The organism is Rhodococcus koreensis (assembly GCF_017068375.1).
Taxonomy (GTDB): Bacteria; Actinomycetota; Actinomycetes; order Mycobacteriales; family Mycobacteriaceae; genus Rhodococcus_F; species Rhodococcus_F koreensis.
In genome coordinates, this window is the sequence record NZ_CP070609.1 from 6,440,032 (window position 1) to 6,456,310 (window position 16,279).

The following is a 16,279-nucleotide window of genomic DNA, read 5'->3' on the forward strand; positions in this document are numbered from 1 at the left end:
CCGCAATGACATCGAATGACTCGTCACCGGGTGTCGAAATCATCGGACTGTCAAAAGAATTCGGAGTCAACCGGGTTCTGGACGACGTGAATCTGGAATTTCGGCCGGGTTCGATCCACGCCCTGCTCGGCGCGAACGGATCCGGGAAGTCGACCCTGATCAAGCTGCTCGCCGGATACCACACCCCGACAACCGGAAGCATCCGCGTGCACGGGGAGGAACTGGCGCTGCCCGCCGACCCCACGGTGCTGCACGACGCCGGGGTGCGCTTCGTCCACCAGGACCTCGGTCTGATCGAGTCGATGTCGATCGCCGACAACCTGGCACTGGCCCTCGGCTACGAAAAGCGCGCCGCCACCATCGACTGGCGCCGCCAGCGCGCGACCTCGATTACCGACCTGGCCGCGGTCGGACTCGACGACCTCGACCCCCGCACCCTGGTCGGTGCGCTCGGACCCGTCCAGCAGACCCTCGTCGCGATGGCCCGCGCCCTGCGGGGACTGCAACCGGGGAAGGGTGTCCTCGTCCTGGACGAGCCCACGGCACGACTGCCCAACGCGCAGGTCGACGAACTGCTCAGCCGCTGCAGGCTGCTGCGCGATCAGGGCATCGCCCTGATCTACGTCTCGCACCGCCTCGACGAGGTGTTCGCGATGGCCGACCGGGTCTCGGTGCTGCGCGATGGCCGACTCGTCTTCGACGACGTCATCGCTGCCACCGACGACCAGCATCTGACGCAGATCATCACCGGCGGCGCCGCGGCGAGCGACGCCGCCGACATCCCGGCACCTGCCCGACGCGCCGTCGAACCGGGAACGGCGCCGAAACTGTCGTTGCGGGGGGTGTGCGGAACGTTCGTGCAGGATGTCGATCTCGACCTGCGGCCAGGGGAGGTGCTGGCCGTCACGGGTCTGGTCGGTTCCGGCCGCAGCGAACTCGGCCGACTGATCTTCGGGTCCCAGTCCATCACCGCCGGGCAAGTCCGACTCCGTGGCCGGCAGCTGCACCGGATCTCGCCGAAGCTCAGCATCGAACGAGGCATCGGATACGTCCCCCAGGACCGCAAGCAAAGCGCGATCTCGTCCTTCACACTGGCGGACAACCTCTGCCTGGCGAGCCTGGACAAGCACATGAGCGGCGGCCGATTGTCGAGCAGCAGCGAGCGGACGGTCACCGCGAACGCGATCGAACGCCTGGACGTGCGCCCGGCCGACCCCGAACGTCTCCTCGGTGAGCTCTCCGGCGGAAACCAGCAGAAGATCGTCCTCGGCAAGTGGCTCGAACTCGACCTCGACGTCCTCATCCTGGACGAACCGACCTACGGCGTCGATGTCGGTGCCCGCAAGACGATCCTCGAGGCCGTCCTCGAACAGGTTGCCCGGCGTGAATTGTCTGTGCTGCTGCTGGACTCGGACATCGACCTTGTCGCCCGCTACGCCGACCGAGTGCTGGTGATGCGCCGCGGGCGTATCGCCACCGAGCTCGTCGGCGCAGAAATCACCACCGAACGCATCGCCGCCGCGAGCTACGCGGTTCAAGACCTTTCCACGGCCTAGCAGCCATCATCGAATCTTGGAGTACACCATGACCGTTCAACGACAGCCGGGTCGCCCGGCGGGAGCGTTCAAGAGGATCTTCACCGACTACGGAATCGTGATCGCCCTGATCGCGATCATCGGATTCTTCTCGGCGATGCGTCCCGACACCTTCCCGACCATCGCGAACTTCGGCTCGATCCTGCAGGCCAACGCCTCGATCATGTTCATCGCCTTCGGGCTGATGCTCCCGCTGATCGTCGGTCACTTCGACCTGTCGGTCGCCGCCATGGCCGGGTTCGGTGGCGTCCTGGCCACCGGGCTGATGTCCAACGGCACCGTCTCGCAGTGGCCGCTGGCGGTGCTGATCGTCGTCGTCGTGGCCGTCGTCGTCGGGCTGATCAACGGATTCCTCGTCGCCTACCTGAACCTGAACGCACTCGTCGTCACCCTCGGCACCCAGTCCGTCCTCTTCGGCGCGATCCTGTGGTACTCCAAGGGCGCGGTCATCTACAGCGGTATCCCGCAGGCGTTCAAGGACCTCGGCCAGGACCGCCCCCTGGGTATCCCGCTGCCGTTCATCTTCGCCGTCGCCGTCGGCATCGTGCTCTGGTACGTGCTGTACTTCCGTCCGGTGGGCCGACGGCTCTACGCCATCGGCGGCAGCCGGGACGCCGCACGGTTGACCGGCATCAAGGTCGACCAGCTCACGGTCGGCGCGTTCGTCGGCGGCGCGGTCCTCGCGGCCATCGGCGGTGTCCTGCAGGTCGCCCAGGTCGGTTCGGCAGCACCGACGAGCGGCTCGGAGTTCCTGCTCCCGGCCATTGCCGCCTGCTTCCTCGGCGAGACGTCGATCCGCCGCGGCTACTACAACGTCTGGGGCACCATGACCGCCGTGGTGCTCGTCGCGGCCGGCACCACCGGACTGTTCATGCTCGGCGCCCAGACCTGGGTGCAGCCGGTCTTCAACGGTGTCGTCCTGATCGGCGCGATCCTCGCGGCCAAGGTCGGTGTCCTCAAGACCCGGGCACGCAAAGCCCGCCCGCGCACCCCCACGGCCCCGCCCACGCCCGCAGTGGCCGCGGCCGCGGCCGCGCACTGAGAACACCGAGGAAGGAAACACCATGCGCGGATTGAACGGGAAGGTCGTGGCCGTGACCGGATCGGCCGGCGGCATCGGCGAGGCCGTGTGCGCCCGGCTGATCGACGAAGGCGCCACGGTGCACGCCCTGGACCGGACGGCGTCACCGCACGGCGAGTCGACGATCGTCGACATCACCGATCCGGACGCGATGGCGCACGTCGCCACCCGCATCGCCGAGCGGGAGGGTCGTATCGACGGACTGGTCGCGGCCGCCGGCGTCGTCGAGGACGACATCGCCGCCGAGGAGATGACCCTCGACGAGTGGGATCGCACCCTCTCGGTGAACCTACGAGGGCTGTTCATCACGAACCAGGCCTTCGGCCGGCCGATGCTCGCGCAACGCTCCGGCGCCATCGTCAACATCTCCTCGATGAGCGGCAACCACGTCGTCAACGTCCCCCAGAAGCAGTGCGCGTACAACGCCTCGAAGGCGGCGGTCACCGCCCTGACCAAGTCACTGGCCTCCGAATGGGCTGACCGCGGGGTCCGCGTCAATGCTGTCTCCCCGGGCTACGTCGCCACCCCGCTGCTCGCCCGCAAGGCGCACCAGTTCCAGCAATGGCTCGACGCCACCCCCCAGCAGCGAATGGCCGAACCCTCGGAGATCGCGGCCGCGGTCGCCTTCCTGCTCAGCGACGAGTCGCGGTACTTCTGCGGCAGCGAACTCGTCGCCGACGGCGGCTACAGCCTTCGCTGATGATCACCGCCGGCCCCCACACTTCCACGACAATAGAAACGAAACGGAACTCGGCACCATGAACCTCATCGATCAGCACGTAACGATCCTGCCCACCGACGCGGCGAACGCCACGCTCGTCGGCCGCGTCCACGACGACGCCATCGGCGGCCCGTGCATCGTCACCCTGCGCTCGGGTGCGGTGGTCGACATCACCGACGTGTTCCCGACCATGACCGATCTCCTCGAATCACCGGACCCGGTCAAGGCCGTCCGCAGCGCGGTCGGCACCCGGTCCTGGCCCATCGCCGACGTCCTCGCCAGCTCCCTCGCCGCCCGCACCGGTGCCCCGTATCTGCTCGCACCGGTCGACCTGTCGGTGCTCAAGGCCGCCGGGGTGACGTTCGCGACGTCGCTGCTCGAACGGCTCATCGAGGAGCGCGCGGGCGGTGACCCCGAACAGGCCGACGCCATCCGCGGCGACTTCGAGCGGCTCATCGGCTCGACCCTGTCCTCCATCGAACCCGGCAGCGAGGACGCGGCCCGCCTCAAGGAAGACCTCAAGGCCCGCGGCCAGTGGTCCCAGTACCTCGAGGTGGGATTGGGCCCGGACCCGGAGGTCTTCACCAAGGCACCGGTCCTCTCGGCGGTCGGGTGCGGATCCGAAATCGGCGTCGCACAAGTCTCGTCGTGGAACAACCCGGAACCGGAGGTCGCCCTCGCGGTGTCCTCCACCGGACGCATCGTGGGTGCGATGCTGGGCAACGACGTCAACCTCCGCGACGTCGAGGGCCGCTCGGCGCTGCTGCTGCCCAAGGCGAAGGACAACAACGCCTCGGCCTCGCTCGGACCGTTCATCAGGTTGCTCGACGAATCGTTCACCCTCGACGACGTCCGCGCCGCCGAGGTGCGCCTGCAGGTGCTGGGGGAGGACGACGGCTTCGTTCTCGACGACGTGAGCTACATGCGCGAGATCTCCCGCGACATCAGCACCCTCGCCGAATACACCGTGGGCGACGCACACCAGTACCCGGACGGGATCGTCCTCTACACCGGCACCCTGTTCTCCCCGACGCACGACCGCGGCGGCGAGGGCATGGGATTCACCCACCACATCGGCGACGTGGTGCGGATCTCGAGCCCGAAACTCGGCACCCTCGTCAACCGGGTCAACCACTCGGAGAAGGCGCAGCGCTGGGAGTTCGGGCTGCGCTCGTTCATTGCCAACCTGCACGGGCGCGGACTGGTCGGGAAGGTCGGTGCCTGAGATGCGGATGGTGATCACCGACCACAGCTTCGCCGGCGAAGACTTCGAACGCGCCGCCGCGAAAGACCTCGACGCCGACTTCGCCGTCTTTCACGCCACCACCGAGGCCGAGGCGATCGAGGCGGTCCGCGGCGCCGACGTGGCGCTCGTCAACTTCGCCCCCATGACCGCCGCTGCGCTCGGAGCGATGAACCCGAACGGGGTCGTCGTCCGCTACGGCATCGGCTTCGACAACGTCGACCTCGACGCCGCTACCCGGCTCGGGGTGCGGGTGTGCAACGTGCCGGACTACGGCGCCGATACCGTCGCCGATCACGCCGTCACCCTGACGCTCATGTTGGTGCGTAAAGTTGCCCAGTTCGACCGCGCGCTGGCAGCCGGCGGCTGGCCGTCCGCGACCGAACTTGCCCCGATCCGCTCGACGAGCGAGACGACGGTAGGTTTGCTCGGCACCGGGCGGATCGCGCTTGCCGTCGCAAAGCGGTTGCGTCCCTTCGGGTTCGACCTGATCGCCCACGACCCGTACGCGGACCCGGATGTTGCGGCCGCACACGGCATCGATCTCGTCGACCTCGACGAGTTGTTCCGGCGGTCCCATGTGCTCTCGCTGCACGCTCCGGCCACCGCGGACACCCGCGGGATCGTCAACGCCGACAATCTCGCCAAGATGCCGTTCGGGTCGTTCCTGGTCAACACCTCACGCGGCGCCCTGGTCGAGCAGGACGCCGTGCTGGACGCACTCGACTCCGGTGCGCTGGCCGGGGTCGGACTCGACGTCTTCCATCCCGAACCCCTGACCCCCGACCACCGGCTGCGCGCCCACCCGCACGCCGTCCTCACCCCGCACGCCGCCTTCTACTCCGAACAGTCGCTGCGCGATCTCCAGCGCCTCGCCGCCGAGGAGGCGGCCCGCGCGATCCGGGGCGAGCCGCTGCGATGCCCGGTGAACTGACCACCCCCGAGCGAAAGGCACATGCCATGACGATCACGACACTGAACAACTACATCGACGGCGGGTGGGTCCGGAGCGAGACGACCTTCAAGGCGCTCAACCCGGCCGACGAAAAGGTCATCGCCGAGGTCCCCGCCTCGACCGCCACCGACGTCGACGCCGCCGTCACCGCGGCCCGCCGCGCCTTCGCCGACTGGCGGCACGTCAACCCGACCGTGCGAGCCCGCCACCTCCACAGCATCGGCGACATCGTCAAGACCCGCGAACGCGAACTCGCCGAAGCGATCACCACCGAGATGGGCAAGACGATCGGGGAGGCGACCGGCGAGGTCGACAAACTCGCCAAGGCGTTCCACTTCTACGCCGAAGAGGCCACCCGGATCCACGGGGAGGTGATCCCCAACGACGTCGACGGCTTCGCCAGCCTGGTCGTCCAGGAACCGATCGGCGTCATCGGGGCGATCACCCCGTGGAACTACCCGCTCGAACTGGTCGGGTGGAAGCTCTGCGCCGCCCTCGCGGCCGGCTGCACGATCGTGATCAAGCCGTCGCAGTACGCCTCGCTGTCCCCGGCACTGCTGTTCTCCTGCATCGACGAAGCGGGACTGCCGGCCGGGGTGGCGAACCTGGTCCTCGGTGGCGGCGAGACGGGCCCGGCCGTGGCCGGTCACCCCGGATTCGACAAGCTGGCGTTCACCGGATCGACGGCAACGGGCGGCAAGATCGCCCGCGGCGTGCCCGCCGCGAAACCCCTCACGATGGAATTGGGCGGCTCGTGCCCGATGATCGTCACCGACCGCGCCGACATCGACGCCGCCGTCGCCGGCGCCGCGCGCCGCGGGTTCCGCAACGCCGGACAGATCTGCATCGCCATCAACCGCATCTACGTGCACGAAACGGTGTACTCCGAGTTCGTCGACCGCCTCACCGCGAAGGTGTCCGAGCTGACCGTCGGCAACGGCATGGACCCCGCCGTCGACGTCGGACCGATGGCGACCCGCGCCGGCGTCGACGTCGTCGACCAGCACGTGCGCGACGCCGTCGCCCGGGGCGCCACCGTCACCACCGGTGGCACGCGGATCGAGACGCTCGCGCCCGGGAACTTCTATCAGCCGACGGTCATCGCCGGCTGCAACCCGGACATGCTCGTGATGCGCGAGGAGACGTTCGGCCCCGTCGTCGGAGTCATGCCGTTCAGTGACCTGGCCAAGGCCGTCGACCTCGCCAACGGCACCGAAGCCGGGCTCGCGGCCTACGTCTACACCGGTGATCTCACGCAGGCGCACGACCTCGGGCGGCTGCTCGATTTCGGCAATGTCGCCGTCAACAACGTCGACGCCGGAATCATGAACGCTCCCTACGGCGGCCGCAAAGGCAGCGGCTTCGGCGTCGAGCACGGCAAGGCCGGGCTGGAGGGGTACCTGCAGTACAAGCACCTCCGCATCCAGTACGGGACACGGCAATGACCACCACACCGAGATTGCACCTCGGCGTCGACATCGGGACCTCGTCCTGCAAGGTCGTCGTCGTGGACCACACCGGTGCGGTGATCACCACCGCCGTGCGTGAATACCCGCTGTTCGCCGACCGCCACGGGTGGTCGGAGCAGAACCCGGACGACTGGTGGGCGGCCACCGATGCCTGCATCACCGAGGTCACCGCACAGCTGCCGGACCACGGTGACGAGATCGTCGCCATCGGATTGAGCGGGCAGATGCACGGCCTGGTGGCCCTCGACGACACCGGCACCGTCATCCGGCGCGCCATCCTCTGGAACGACCAACGGTGCGAAGCCGAATGCGTCGCGATCACCGACACCGTGGGCGGCCCCGACGCGGTCCTCGGCGCCACCGCCAACCGGCTCATCACCGGATTCACCGCAGGCAAGGTGGCCTGGCTGCGCGATCACGAACCCGAGATCTTCGCCCGCACGCACCGGATCCTCAACCCGAAGGACTACCTGCGCTGGCGGATGAACGGACGCTTCGTCACCGAGGTGTCCGAGGCATCCGGAACAGGCCTCTTCGACGTCGCCAACCGCACGTGGTCCCCGGTGATGCTCGCAGCGGTCGGGGTGCGCGAGTCGATGCTCCCCGAGGTCGTCGAGTCTCCCGAACCCACCGGCACCCTGCTCCCGGACATCGCCCGCGCCTGGAACCTGCGCGAGGACGTCCAGGTCTACGGCGGCGGTGGGGACGCGGTCGTCCAAACGGCCTCGATGGGCATCGCCCGCCCCGGCGACATCGGAGTCACCCTCGGCACGGCCGGCATCGTGGCCGCGGTCTCCCAGTCCTGCCCGGACAACGTCACCGGCGCGGTGCAGGTGTCCTGTTACAACCAGCCCGGCTACTGGCACGTCATGGGAGTGTCCCTGTCCGCCGCCGGGGGACTGCAATGGCTCGCCGACGTCCTCCACCAGCTGCCGGGGGCCCAGGACGTCAGCTTCACCGAACTCATCGACCTCGCCAAGAAGGTGCCGGTCGGCGCCGACGGCCTGCTCTTCCTGCCGTACCTGGCCGGCGAGCGGTCTCCGCACTACGCCCCGTCGGCGAGCGGGGCCATGGTCGGGCTGACCCGGATGCACGGGCTCGGGCACCTCGTGCGCGCCGTGATCGAGGGCGCGCTGCTCAACATGCGTCAGATCCTCGAATCCTTCACCGAGCTGGGGATTCCGTGCGACCGGATCATCGCCTCCGGCGGGGCCACCCGCGACGGGTTCTGGCTGCAGACGATGGCCGACGTGTTCGACACCGAGGTCGTCACCATGACCGGTAGCAGCGAAGGCGGCGCGTACGGTGCCGCGATCGTCTCCGGTGTCGGAGCCGGCACCTGGGATTCGTTCGACGACGCGTACGGGCACCTGCAGGTGTCCTCGCGGCATCTCCCCGGTCCCACCGAAGCCACCCGCTACACCCGGATCTTCGAGGGTTACCGAAACCTGTTCGGGCACTTCACCGACGTGTTCTCCGACATCGACATCGCAAGGAAGACATGAGCACCACTCAGACGAAATTCACGGCAGTCGTCTTCGATCTCGACGGCACCCTGGTCGACAGCAGTGAGGACATCGCCGCGGCCATGAACGAGGCGCTGGCCCGGCACGGCGATCACCGGGTCACGGTCGCACAGGTCGCCGCCGCCCTCGGCGGTGGCCCCCGCGTACTTGTCGAACAGTGCCTGCGGGTCGCCGGCCTGCCCGTCACCGCACCGATCGTCGACGACGTCCTCCGGACATACTCCGAGTGTTACCGCGCGAATCCGGCGAGAAAGACCCGCCTGATCGACACCGCCGCCGCCGTGCTCACCGAACTGGACGCCCGGGGCATCCAGCTCGGAGTCTGCACCAACAAGCGCACACCCATCGCCCATGCGGTCCTCGATGCACTCGGGCTCGGGAAGATCATCGGGGCGGTCATCGGTTCCGACGCCACCGACGGGCCCAAGCCCGATCCCCGGCACCTCACCGACACCATCGCCGCCCTCGGCGCCCCCTCGGAAGTGCTCTACGTCGGTGACACCGACATCGACCGCGACACCGCGGCAGCCGCAGGCATCCGCTACGCCCATGTGAGCTGGGGACATTCCGATATCGATGCCGACTTCCGGCTCGACTCCTTCGACGACCTGCTCACCCTCGTCTGAACCACCCGAAAGGAACTCCTCCACATGTACACGACCGAAACTCCGCAGGACGCGGCGAAATACGCCGTCGGCCGGGCCGCGGTGGAGCGCTACGCGCACGACGGTGCCCGACTCGGACTCGGCTCCGGAACGACGTCCGCGTGGTTCGTCCGCGCCCTCGGCGAGAAGGTCGCCGACGGCCTCGATGTCGTCGGTGTCCCCACCTCCACCGCAACCCGCGACCTGGCCCTGTCCGTCGGCATCACCCTCGTCGATCTCAACGACCTCGACCGCCCGCTCGACGTGACCCTGGACGGGCCCGACGAGGTCGACCACGACGGCGACATGATCAAGGGCGGCGGCGCCTGCCTGCTGTGGGAACGCATGGTCGCCGAGGCCTCGTCGAAGATGGTGTGCATCGCAGACGACACCAAACTCGTCGAGCAGCTCGGCTCGTTCCCACTTCCGATCGAGGTCATCCCGTTCGGGTGGAAGGCGACCCGGCGATCGATCTCCGCACTGCTGACCGACCTCGGCTACACCGACATCGAGATCGTTCAGCGACACCGGAACGGGCAGCCCGTGGTCACCGACAGCGGCAACTTCATCCTCGACGCCCACATGGTCGCGATCACCGACAAGGCCCTGCTCGACACGAACCTCAACTGGATCGCCGGCGTCGTCGAGAACGGTCTGTTCACCGGCATCGCCCACGAAATTCTCATGGCTTCCCCGGACGGGGCCGCGAAACTCATCGAACTGCCACACCGGAATGCCGCCAGGATCCCGGCGTGGCGCAAATGAGAGGAGCAGGTACAGACATGGACCTGGACACCGTGCTGGACCAGGCGACAGCCGCCAACGCCGAGTTTGCCCGTCACACCCCACAACAGCGGTACACCCAACTGGTGGAAATCGCGGACCGTCTCGACGCCGCAGCCGACGAACTGGTGCCCGTCGCGATGGAAGAAACGCACCTCCCGGAACCCCGACTGCGGGGCGAACTCGCCCGAACCACGATGCAATTGCGGATGTTCGCCGAACAAGCGCGGACCGGCGAGTTCCTCGACGCCCGCATCGACGACCCCGATCCGGACTTCGGTTCCGGACCCAGGCCGAACCTGCGCCGCATGCGGGTGCCGATCGGTGTCGTCCTCAACTTCGCGGCAAGCAACTTCCCGTTCGCGTTCTCGGTTGCGGGCGGCGATACCGCATCGGCGCTGGCCGCCGGATGCCCGGTGATCGTGAAAGCCCACGAAGGGCACCCGAAACTCAGTGAACTCACCGCACGGCTCGTCTCCGCGGCGCTCACCGATACAGGCGCCCCGGCCGGAGCCTTCCATCTCATCGAGGGCCGCGACGCCGGCGTGGACGCGCTCCGCGACGACCGCGTCGACGCGGCAACCTTCACCGGATCGGTGCGCGGAGGCTTGTTCCTGGCAGGGATCGCGGCCGAACGACCGCGACCCATCCCGTTCTATGGAGAGCTGGGAAGCATCAACCCCGTCTTCGTCAGCCAGGCCGCCATCGACGCGCGTGGCCAGGCGATCGCCGAGGGCTTCGTCGACTCCTTCACCCTCGGAAGCGGCCAGTTCTGCACCAAGCCCGGCATCGTGTTCCTGCCCACCGGCCACGGCCTCGAAGGTGTCCTCACCGAACGGATCGGCGGAAAACGCACCGGCGCACTCCTTACCGACTCCATCACCTCCGGCTTCGCCGACCGGTTGAAGGAGATCGGCGATCAGATCGGCGGCCGGATGCTCGTCGAACCGACAACAGTCGATGGATGCCACCAGCCCGCACTCCTGGCCATCGACTACCCCACCTTCGTCGAGCACTCGGACAACGTGCTCACCGAGGCCTTCGGCCCGTTCTCGATCATCGTCGAGTACACCGACGTCAAGCAGCTCACCGACGCCGCCGACCGCCTGCACGGCTCGCTCACCATCACCCTGCACGCAGAAGAAGCCGACGCGGACGCACTCGACGACCTCCGCCGTCTGGCGGAGACGCGAACCGGGCGACTGATCCTCAACGAGTGGCCAACCGGCGTATCGGTCACACCCGCACAGCACCACGGCGGACCCTTCCCGTCGACGACCTCACCACTGCACACCGCGGTCGGAACCGCAGCCGTCGAGCGATTCCTCCGCCCCGTCGCCTTCCAGAACTACTTCGACTCCTGGCTCCCCGAACCACTGCAGGAAGCGAACCCATGGAACATTCCCCAAAAACGGTCACCGGCAGGGCAATCGAAGCTCTGGGGGCGGAGCTGACCCTCTGAAATTGGCGCACGAAAAGTGCGCTGCGGGTACTTTCGCCCGTGCCGTCAGACGACGAGGGCGGCACTACCAGCGCCGCCGATCATCGTCTCGACCACAGACGGCGCCGGCACTGACGTCGTCGCGTGGCACCGCGCCCGCAACGGTGCACTGCGGACGCACATTCACGCCAAGGAGCCGGGGCAACGCGGTGTTGTAGCGCTACAACGCGGTATCGCTACAACACCGCACTCGGCCGCGGACAGCCCGCCTGCCACCACCAGACCCACGGAGAACGCATGCCAGCGAACGACCCCATCACCCGCCCGACATCACTGTCGATGACCGTGCTGATGACCCCGGACATGGCCAACTTCTCCGGCAACGTCCACGGCGGCAGCCTGCTCAAACTGCTCGACCAGGTCGCCTACAGCTGCGCGAGCCGCTACGCCGGCACCTACGTCGTCACCCTGTCCGTTGACCGCGTCCACTTCCGGGACATCATCCACGTCGGAGAACTGGTCACCTTCTCCGCATCGGTGAACTACACCGGACGCACCTCGATGGAAATCGGTATCCGGGTCGACACCGAGAACATCCAGGAAGGAGCCAGCCGCCACACCAACAGCTCATACTTCACCATGGTCGCCGTCGACTCCGACGGCAAACCCGTGACCATTGCACCCCGCCCCCTCCACACCGACCTCGACACACAGCGATTCGAGTCAGCACGGCAGCGGCGCCGAGCCCAACGCGACGCCTTCGCCAGCCCCCACGGCATCGCACCGTCCATCACCACGTGAGTAAGCCGTCGAAAGCAGCAACATTTCCCACGCCGGCAACCGTGCTCTCTCCCGGAGGGCGGGCAATTGTCTGCAGTTAGGTTGCGGAAGAATGATTTGGCCATCCCTGCGATTGACACAGCACCCCACCCGGTCCGCATCAAATCTGATTGGATCTCGCGTACGACGACCTCTTTTCCGTCGGACGGCCTCCGATCGGGCGGACCAGGTTCCTCTACTGGATGTCGTCGCAGATCGTTGGTCGTCCGCCCTACGTGCTTTCGCGGTTCTTCACGGACATGCAGGCGAACACCAGTGCACGGTCGACAGCGTCACGGAGTGTCCGAACCTTCTTCAACTCGATGACCTGTGCGCGTCGACTTGTTCACATCGCGAATAGGACGATCCGCGCTCCGAAGTCGATGACCACCGGACATCCGATCTGCCCTCCCATCGGTGTAGACCGGGGACTTCCAGGCAGCGCATTTGGCGCTCACATTTCAGTCCGTCCCACTGCGACGGTTGTCGGAGGCACACGCAATAGCGCGGCTCAGCGACATTCGGCGACTGCTCCGCAACGCTCCGCCCGCCGCAGCAGATGTGAACACCGAGAAACAGGATGTCTTCGCGGCGAAGCGGAGGCAAGTCAGGTGTGGGGAGAATGCCGTATCTCGGGTTGATCGTGCTGGTGCTGTGGGTGGGGTGTCTGGTCGATGTGATCTGCGCCGAGGACTATCGGGTGCGGCATCTGCCGAGTGTCGCCGGAGGGGCAGGCTCTGTGATCCACTAGTTGACATACTTCGTTATCCGAACTTTGGGAATGTATGTCTAGCAGAATATTTGGCGGAATGTTCGACGCGGGCGACTGAGTGCCTGACTGAAGTCGCCGAGACCGAGATCGCAGTGTCGCACTGGTGAGGTCGGCGCCGCATGCTACCCACACGTGCGCGACCAGTTCACCACCCCGTCGTCGGGGATGTCGCGTGGGGGTGTGTTGGGCGCGCACTCCAGGCGAATGGGTGGTCGGTGCAGATCGTTCTGGGTGGCGCAGAGCGCCACGAGTCGCGTTTTGTTGGGGGGCTTCTCAATTCGACTGGCAGTTGCTCGGATGACAACGCCCCAACGCTGGGAGCGCGTCACCAAGTCCGGCTACCAGGCCTGTGCACATAGTCCGACGGTGTGGCTGTTCGAACGACCTTCTCGACGGGGAGCCCCGCCCTAACTCCATGCGCGGGCCCGGTCCGACCCCCGTATCGTTGTCGCGGCTGCCCAACCGGCCCTCATTCCGCATATTTCCCACTTGAGTCGTGGCTCGGCACATAGCCGCCCTGGATCTCCATGGCTGTGTGAGTCGGAGCCTTCGGCATCACCACAGCCGCTCAGTGAGTCGGTCCCCATGCAATCATTCGGAGTGGTCAGCACCTTTGCCGGCCGTAAGGCCGATTCAATCCACTGGCTCGGGAGGGTCTCGATCGTGCCCGCAGGCGCGGCTGAAAGCCGGGAGCCGATATCTCAGCTGTGCCGTATTGCTCGTTGTCTCGTCATTCCCGGCCTATCCCTCTGCGGGTAGCCGTACTCCCGGAGCTTCGCCATGCAGAAGGTGATCAGAGCTTTACGCTCCTCATCCCCGAGGCCGACTGTACGCGGGCGGGCGAGGAGGGCCAGGACTCGCTGATAGAACGTGGGTTCGCTGATGCCGAATTCAGGCAGGATCTGATCGTCGCTGCCGCCGTAGGGTTGCCAGGTCCGTGCGAAGGCCAGCATGTCCTTTTCGTGTAGGTCCATCTCGTCTCGATCTTTCGGTTGCGGAGTCGGCTATTGGGGTCCGCGGATGGTGTCGAAGACCTTGGGGTCGACGAGGGTGGAGGTGTCGCCGAGGTCGCGGCCTTCGGCGATGTCCTTGAGCAGGCGCCGCATGATCTTGCCCGACCTCGTCTTGGGGAGTTCGGGGACGATGGTGATCTGGCGGGGCTTGGCGATCGGGCTGATCTCCCGGGACACCTCGGCCTTGAGTTCGGCGATGAGGGTGTCGCCGGTGTTCTCCACACCTTCGCGGAGGATGACGAACGCGACGATGCCCTGGCCGGTGGTCTCGTCGGCGGCGCCGACGACGGCGGCCTCGGCGACCCCGTGGTGTCCGACGAGGGCGGATTCGACCTCGGAGGTGGAGATGCGGTGTCCGGAGACGTTCATGACGTCGTCGACGCGGCCGAGCACCCACAGGGCGCCGTCCTCGTCGTACTTGGCACCGTCACCGGCGAAGTACCAGCCCTGCTCGGGGTAGCGGGACCAGTAGGTGTCGCGGTAGCGGTCCATGTCGCCCCAGATGCCGCGGAGCATCGCCGGCCACGGCTTGTCGAGGACGAGGTAGCCGGAGCCGCCGGCGCCGAGTTCGTTCGCGTCGTCGTCGACGATCTTCGCGGAGATGCCGGGCAGCGGTGCCATCGCGGAGCCGGGTTTGGTGGCGGTGATCCCGGGCAGCGGGGAGATCATGATGGCGCCGGTTTCGGTCTGCCACCAGGTGTCGACGATCGGGGCCTGGTTGCCGCCGATAACCTCGCGGAACCATTTCCAGGCCTCGGGGTTGATGGGTTCGCCCACCGAGCCGAGGAGCCGGATGCTGGACAGGTCGTGGGCGTCGGGGATGTCGCGGCCCCACTTCATGAATGTGCGCACCAGGGTGGGTGCGGTGTAGTAGATGCTGACACCGTATTTTTCGATGATCTGGAAGTGGCGGTGCTCGTCGGGGGAGTTCGGGGTGCCCTCGTAGACCACCTGGGTGACGCCGTTGGACAGGGGCCCGTAGACGATGTAGCTGTGGCCGGTGACCCAGCCGATGTCGGCGGTGCACCAGTAGACGTCCTGGCCGGCCTTGTGGTCGAAGACGTTGTGGTGGGTGTAGGAGGCCTGGGTGAGGTAGCCGCCGGAGGTGTGGATGATGCCCTTGGGTTTTCCGGTGGTGCCGGAGGTGTAGAGGATGAACAGCGGGTGTTCGGAGTCGAACGGGGTCGCCTGATGGGTGCCGGAGGCCTTGTCGACGGTCTCGTGCCACCACAGGTCCCGGCCGTCGGTGACCGCGACGTCGATGCCGGTGCGCTTGACGACGAGGACGTGCTCGACGGATTCCGCGCCGTCGACCGCTTCGTCGACGGCGGGCTTGAGGGGTGCGGCCTGGCCGCGGCGCCACTGCCCGTCGACGGTGACGACGAGTTTGGCTTCGGCGTCGTCGATGCGGGAGCGCAGGGCGCTGGCGGAGAAGCCGGCGAAGACCACCGAGTGGGTCAGGCCCAGGCGGGCGCAGGCGAGCATGGTGACGATGGCCTCGGGGATCATCGGCATGTAGATCGCGACGCGGTCGCCGGCGACGAGTCCGAGGTCGGTGAAGGTGTTGGCGGCCTTGCTGACTTCGGTGAGCAGGTCGTTGTAGGTGAGGTCGCGGGTGTCGCCCGGTTCGCCTTCGAAGTGGATGGCGACGCGGTCGCCGTTGCCGGCGAGAACGTGGCGGTCGACGCAGTTGTAGGCGACATTCAACTCGCCGCCGACGAACCATTTCGCGACGGGTGCGTCGGAGAAGTCGAGTACCTCGGTGAAGGGCGTGTGCCAGTGCAGGCGCTCGGCCTGTGTCGCCCAGAATGCGAGTCGGTCCTCGTCTGCGGCAGCCTGCAGTTCGGGGCCGGCGTTGGCCGCGGCGGTGAACTCGGGGCTCGGCGCGAACGCCGCTAGTTCGGAGGTATCTGCTGCGCTCGTCATGGTGGCTATCTCTTTCTCGACTGACGTCGGCAGTCATGGGTGTGGCTGGCATCCAGCCTGTTTCACGGGTCTAGAGTCTTCTGTCGCAACGGTGTACCGGTGATCTTCGTTCGACACGGCATTGGTGCGGTGGAGTGGTGCTCTCGCGGGGAACGCGGTGTAACCTGCCGCGACACGGTGGTGTCGCGGCGGGCGGTTCTCCCACGGCGTTGTGGCGCCGAATTGGGAGGGGAAGCTCCGAGTAGCTTCCCCTCCCACGGTCCAGCCGGTGTCCAACGGCTGGAGCAGGAT

The 16,279-nt window shown here is 67.1% G+C and carries 14 protein-coding genes; 12 read left to right on the forward strand and 2 right to left on the reverse strand.

The genetic code is table 11. The annotated features are described in order from the left end of the window. Positions 1 to 5: 5 nt before the first annotated feature. The 12 genes from JWS14_RS29325 (at position 6) to JWS14_RS51220 (ending at position 13,028) form a co-directional block, all read left to right on the forward strand. Complete coding sequence (locus JWS14_RS29325) at positions 6 to 1,556, forward strand: sugar ABC transporter ATP-binding protein (RefSeq protein ID WP_241031497.1); 1,551 nt, start codon at positions 6 to 8, stop codon at positions 1,554 to 1,556. Between the two features lie 28 nt (positions 1,557 to 1,584). Beyond that, entirely contained in the window at positions 1,585 to 2,637 is a 1,053-nt protein-coding gene (locus JWS14_RS29330; protein ID WP_072937581.1) for an ABC transporter permease, read from the forward strand. Between the two features lie 22 nt (positions 2,638 to 2,659). Continuing rightward, positions 2,660 to 3,376: an SDR family NAD(P)-dependent oxidoreductase gene (locus tag JWS14_RS29335; protein ID WP_072937580.1), complete on the forward strand. Its 717-nt coding sequence runs from the start codon at positions 2,660 to 2,662 to the stop codon at positions 3,374 to 3,376. 58 nt (positions 3,377 to 3,434) lie between these two features. Beyond that, positions 3,435 to 4,622 carry a fumarylacetoacetate hydrolase family protein gene (locus JWS14_RS29340; RefSeq protein WP_206014992.1) on the forward strand — a complete coding sequence of 396 codons (1,188 nt, stop codon included), beginning with the start codon at positions 3,435 to 3,437 and terminating at the stop codon, positions 4,620 to 4,622. Position 4,623: 1 nt separating this feature from the next. Next, entirely contained in the window at positions 4,624 to 5,574 is a 951-nt protein-coding gene (locus JWS14_RS29345) for a C-terminal binding protein (RefSeq protein ID WP_072937578.1), read from the forward strand. Between the two features lie 26 nt (positions 5,575 to 5,600). Continuing rightward, complete coding sequence (locus tag JWS14_RS29350) at positions 5,601 to 7,040, forward strand: aldehyde dehydrogenase family protein (protein ID WP_241031498.1); 1,440 nt, start codon at positions 5,601 to 5,603, stop codon at positions 7,038 to 7,040. Further along, positions 7,037 to 8,569 (forward strand): xylulokinase, encoded by a 1,533-nt coding sequence (gene xylB / locus JWS14_RS29355; protein ID WP_206014994.1) that lies wholly within the window; start codon positions 7,037 to 7,039, stop codon positions 8,567 to 8,569. Before JWS14_RS29350 ends, xylB begins: the two co-directional genes overlap by 4 nt. Beyond that, positions 8,566 to 9,216: an HAD family hydrolase gene (locus JWS14_RS29360; RefSeq protein ID WP_206014995.1), complete on the forward strand. Its 651-nt coding sequence runs from the start codon at positions 8,566 to 8,568 to the stop codon at positions 9,214 to 9,216. The genes xylB and JWS14_RS29360 overlap by 4 nt, the downstream gene beginning before the upstream one ends. Before the next feature lie 24 nt (positions 9,217 to 9,240). Beyond that, entirely contained in the window at positions 9,241 to 9,999 is a 759-nt protein-coding gene (gene rpiA / locus JWS14_RS29365) for a ribose-5-phosphate isomerase RpiA (protein WP_206014996.1), read from the forward strand. 17 nt (positions 10,000 to 10,016) lie between these two features. Continuing rightward, positions 10,017 to 11,471, forward strand: coding sequence for an aldehyde dehydrogenase (NADP(+)) (locus JWS14_RS29370; RefSeq protein WP_241031499.1), 1,455 nt, complete (start codon positions 10,017 to 10,019; stop codon positions 11,469 to 11,471). A gap of 284 nt (positions 11,472 to 11,755) precedes the next feature. Beyond that, positions 11,756 to 12,259: an acyl-CoA thioesterase gene (locus JWS14_RS29375; protein ID WP_206014997.1), complete on the forward strand. Its 504-nt coding sequence runs from the start codon at positions 11,756 to 11,758 to the stop codon at positions 12,257 to 12,259. 640 nt (positions 12,260 to 12,899) lie between these two features. Beyond that, positions 12,900 to 13,028, forward strand: a complete 129-nt coding sequence (locus JWS14_RS51220) for a hypothetical protein (RefSeq protein WP_257015815.1) — start codon at positions 12,900 to 12,902, stop codon at positions 13,026 to 13,028. A gap of 722 nt (positions 13,029 to 13,750) precedes the next feature. Here the strand turns inward: JWS14_RS51220 and JWS14_RS29380 are convergent. After that, entirely contained in the window at positions 13,751 to 14,023 is a 273-nt protein-coding gene (locus tag JWS14_RS29380; protein WP_095863565.1) for a DUF3263 domain-containing protein, read from the reverse strand. 30 nt (positions 14,024 to 14,053) lie between these two features. Then, entirely contained in the window at positions 14,054 to 15,988 is a 1,935-nt protein-coding gene (gene acs / locus JWS14_RS29385; protein WP_206014998.1) for an acetate--CoA ligase, read from the reverse strand. Positions 15,989 to 16,279: the final 291 nt, after the last annotated feature.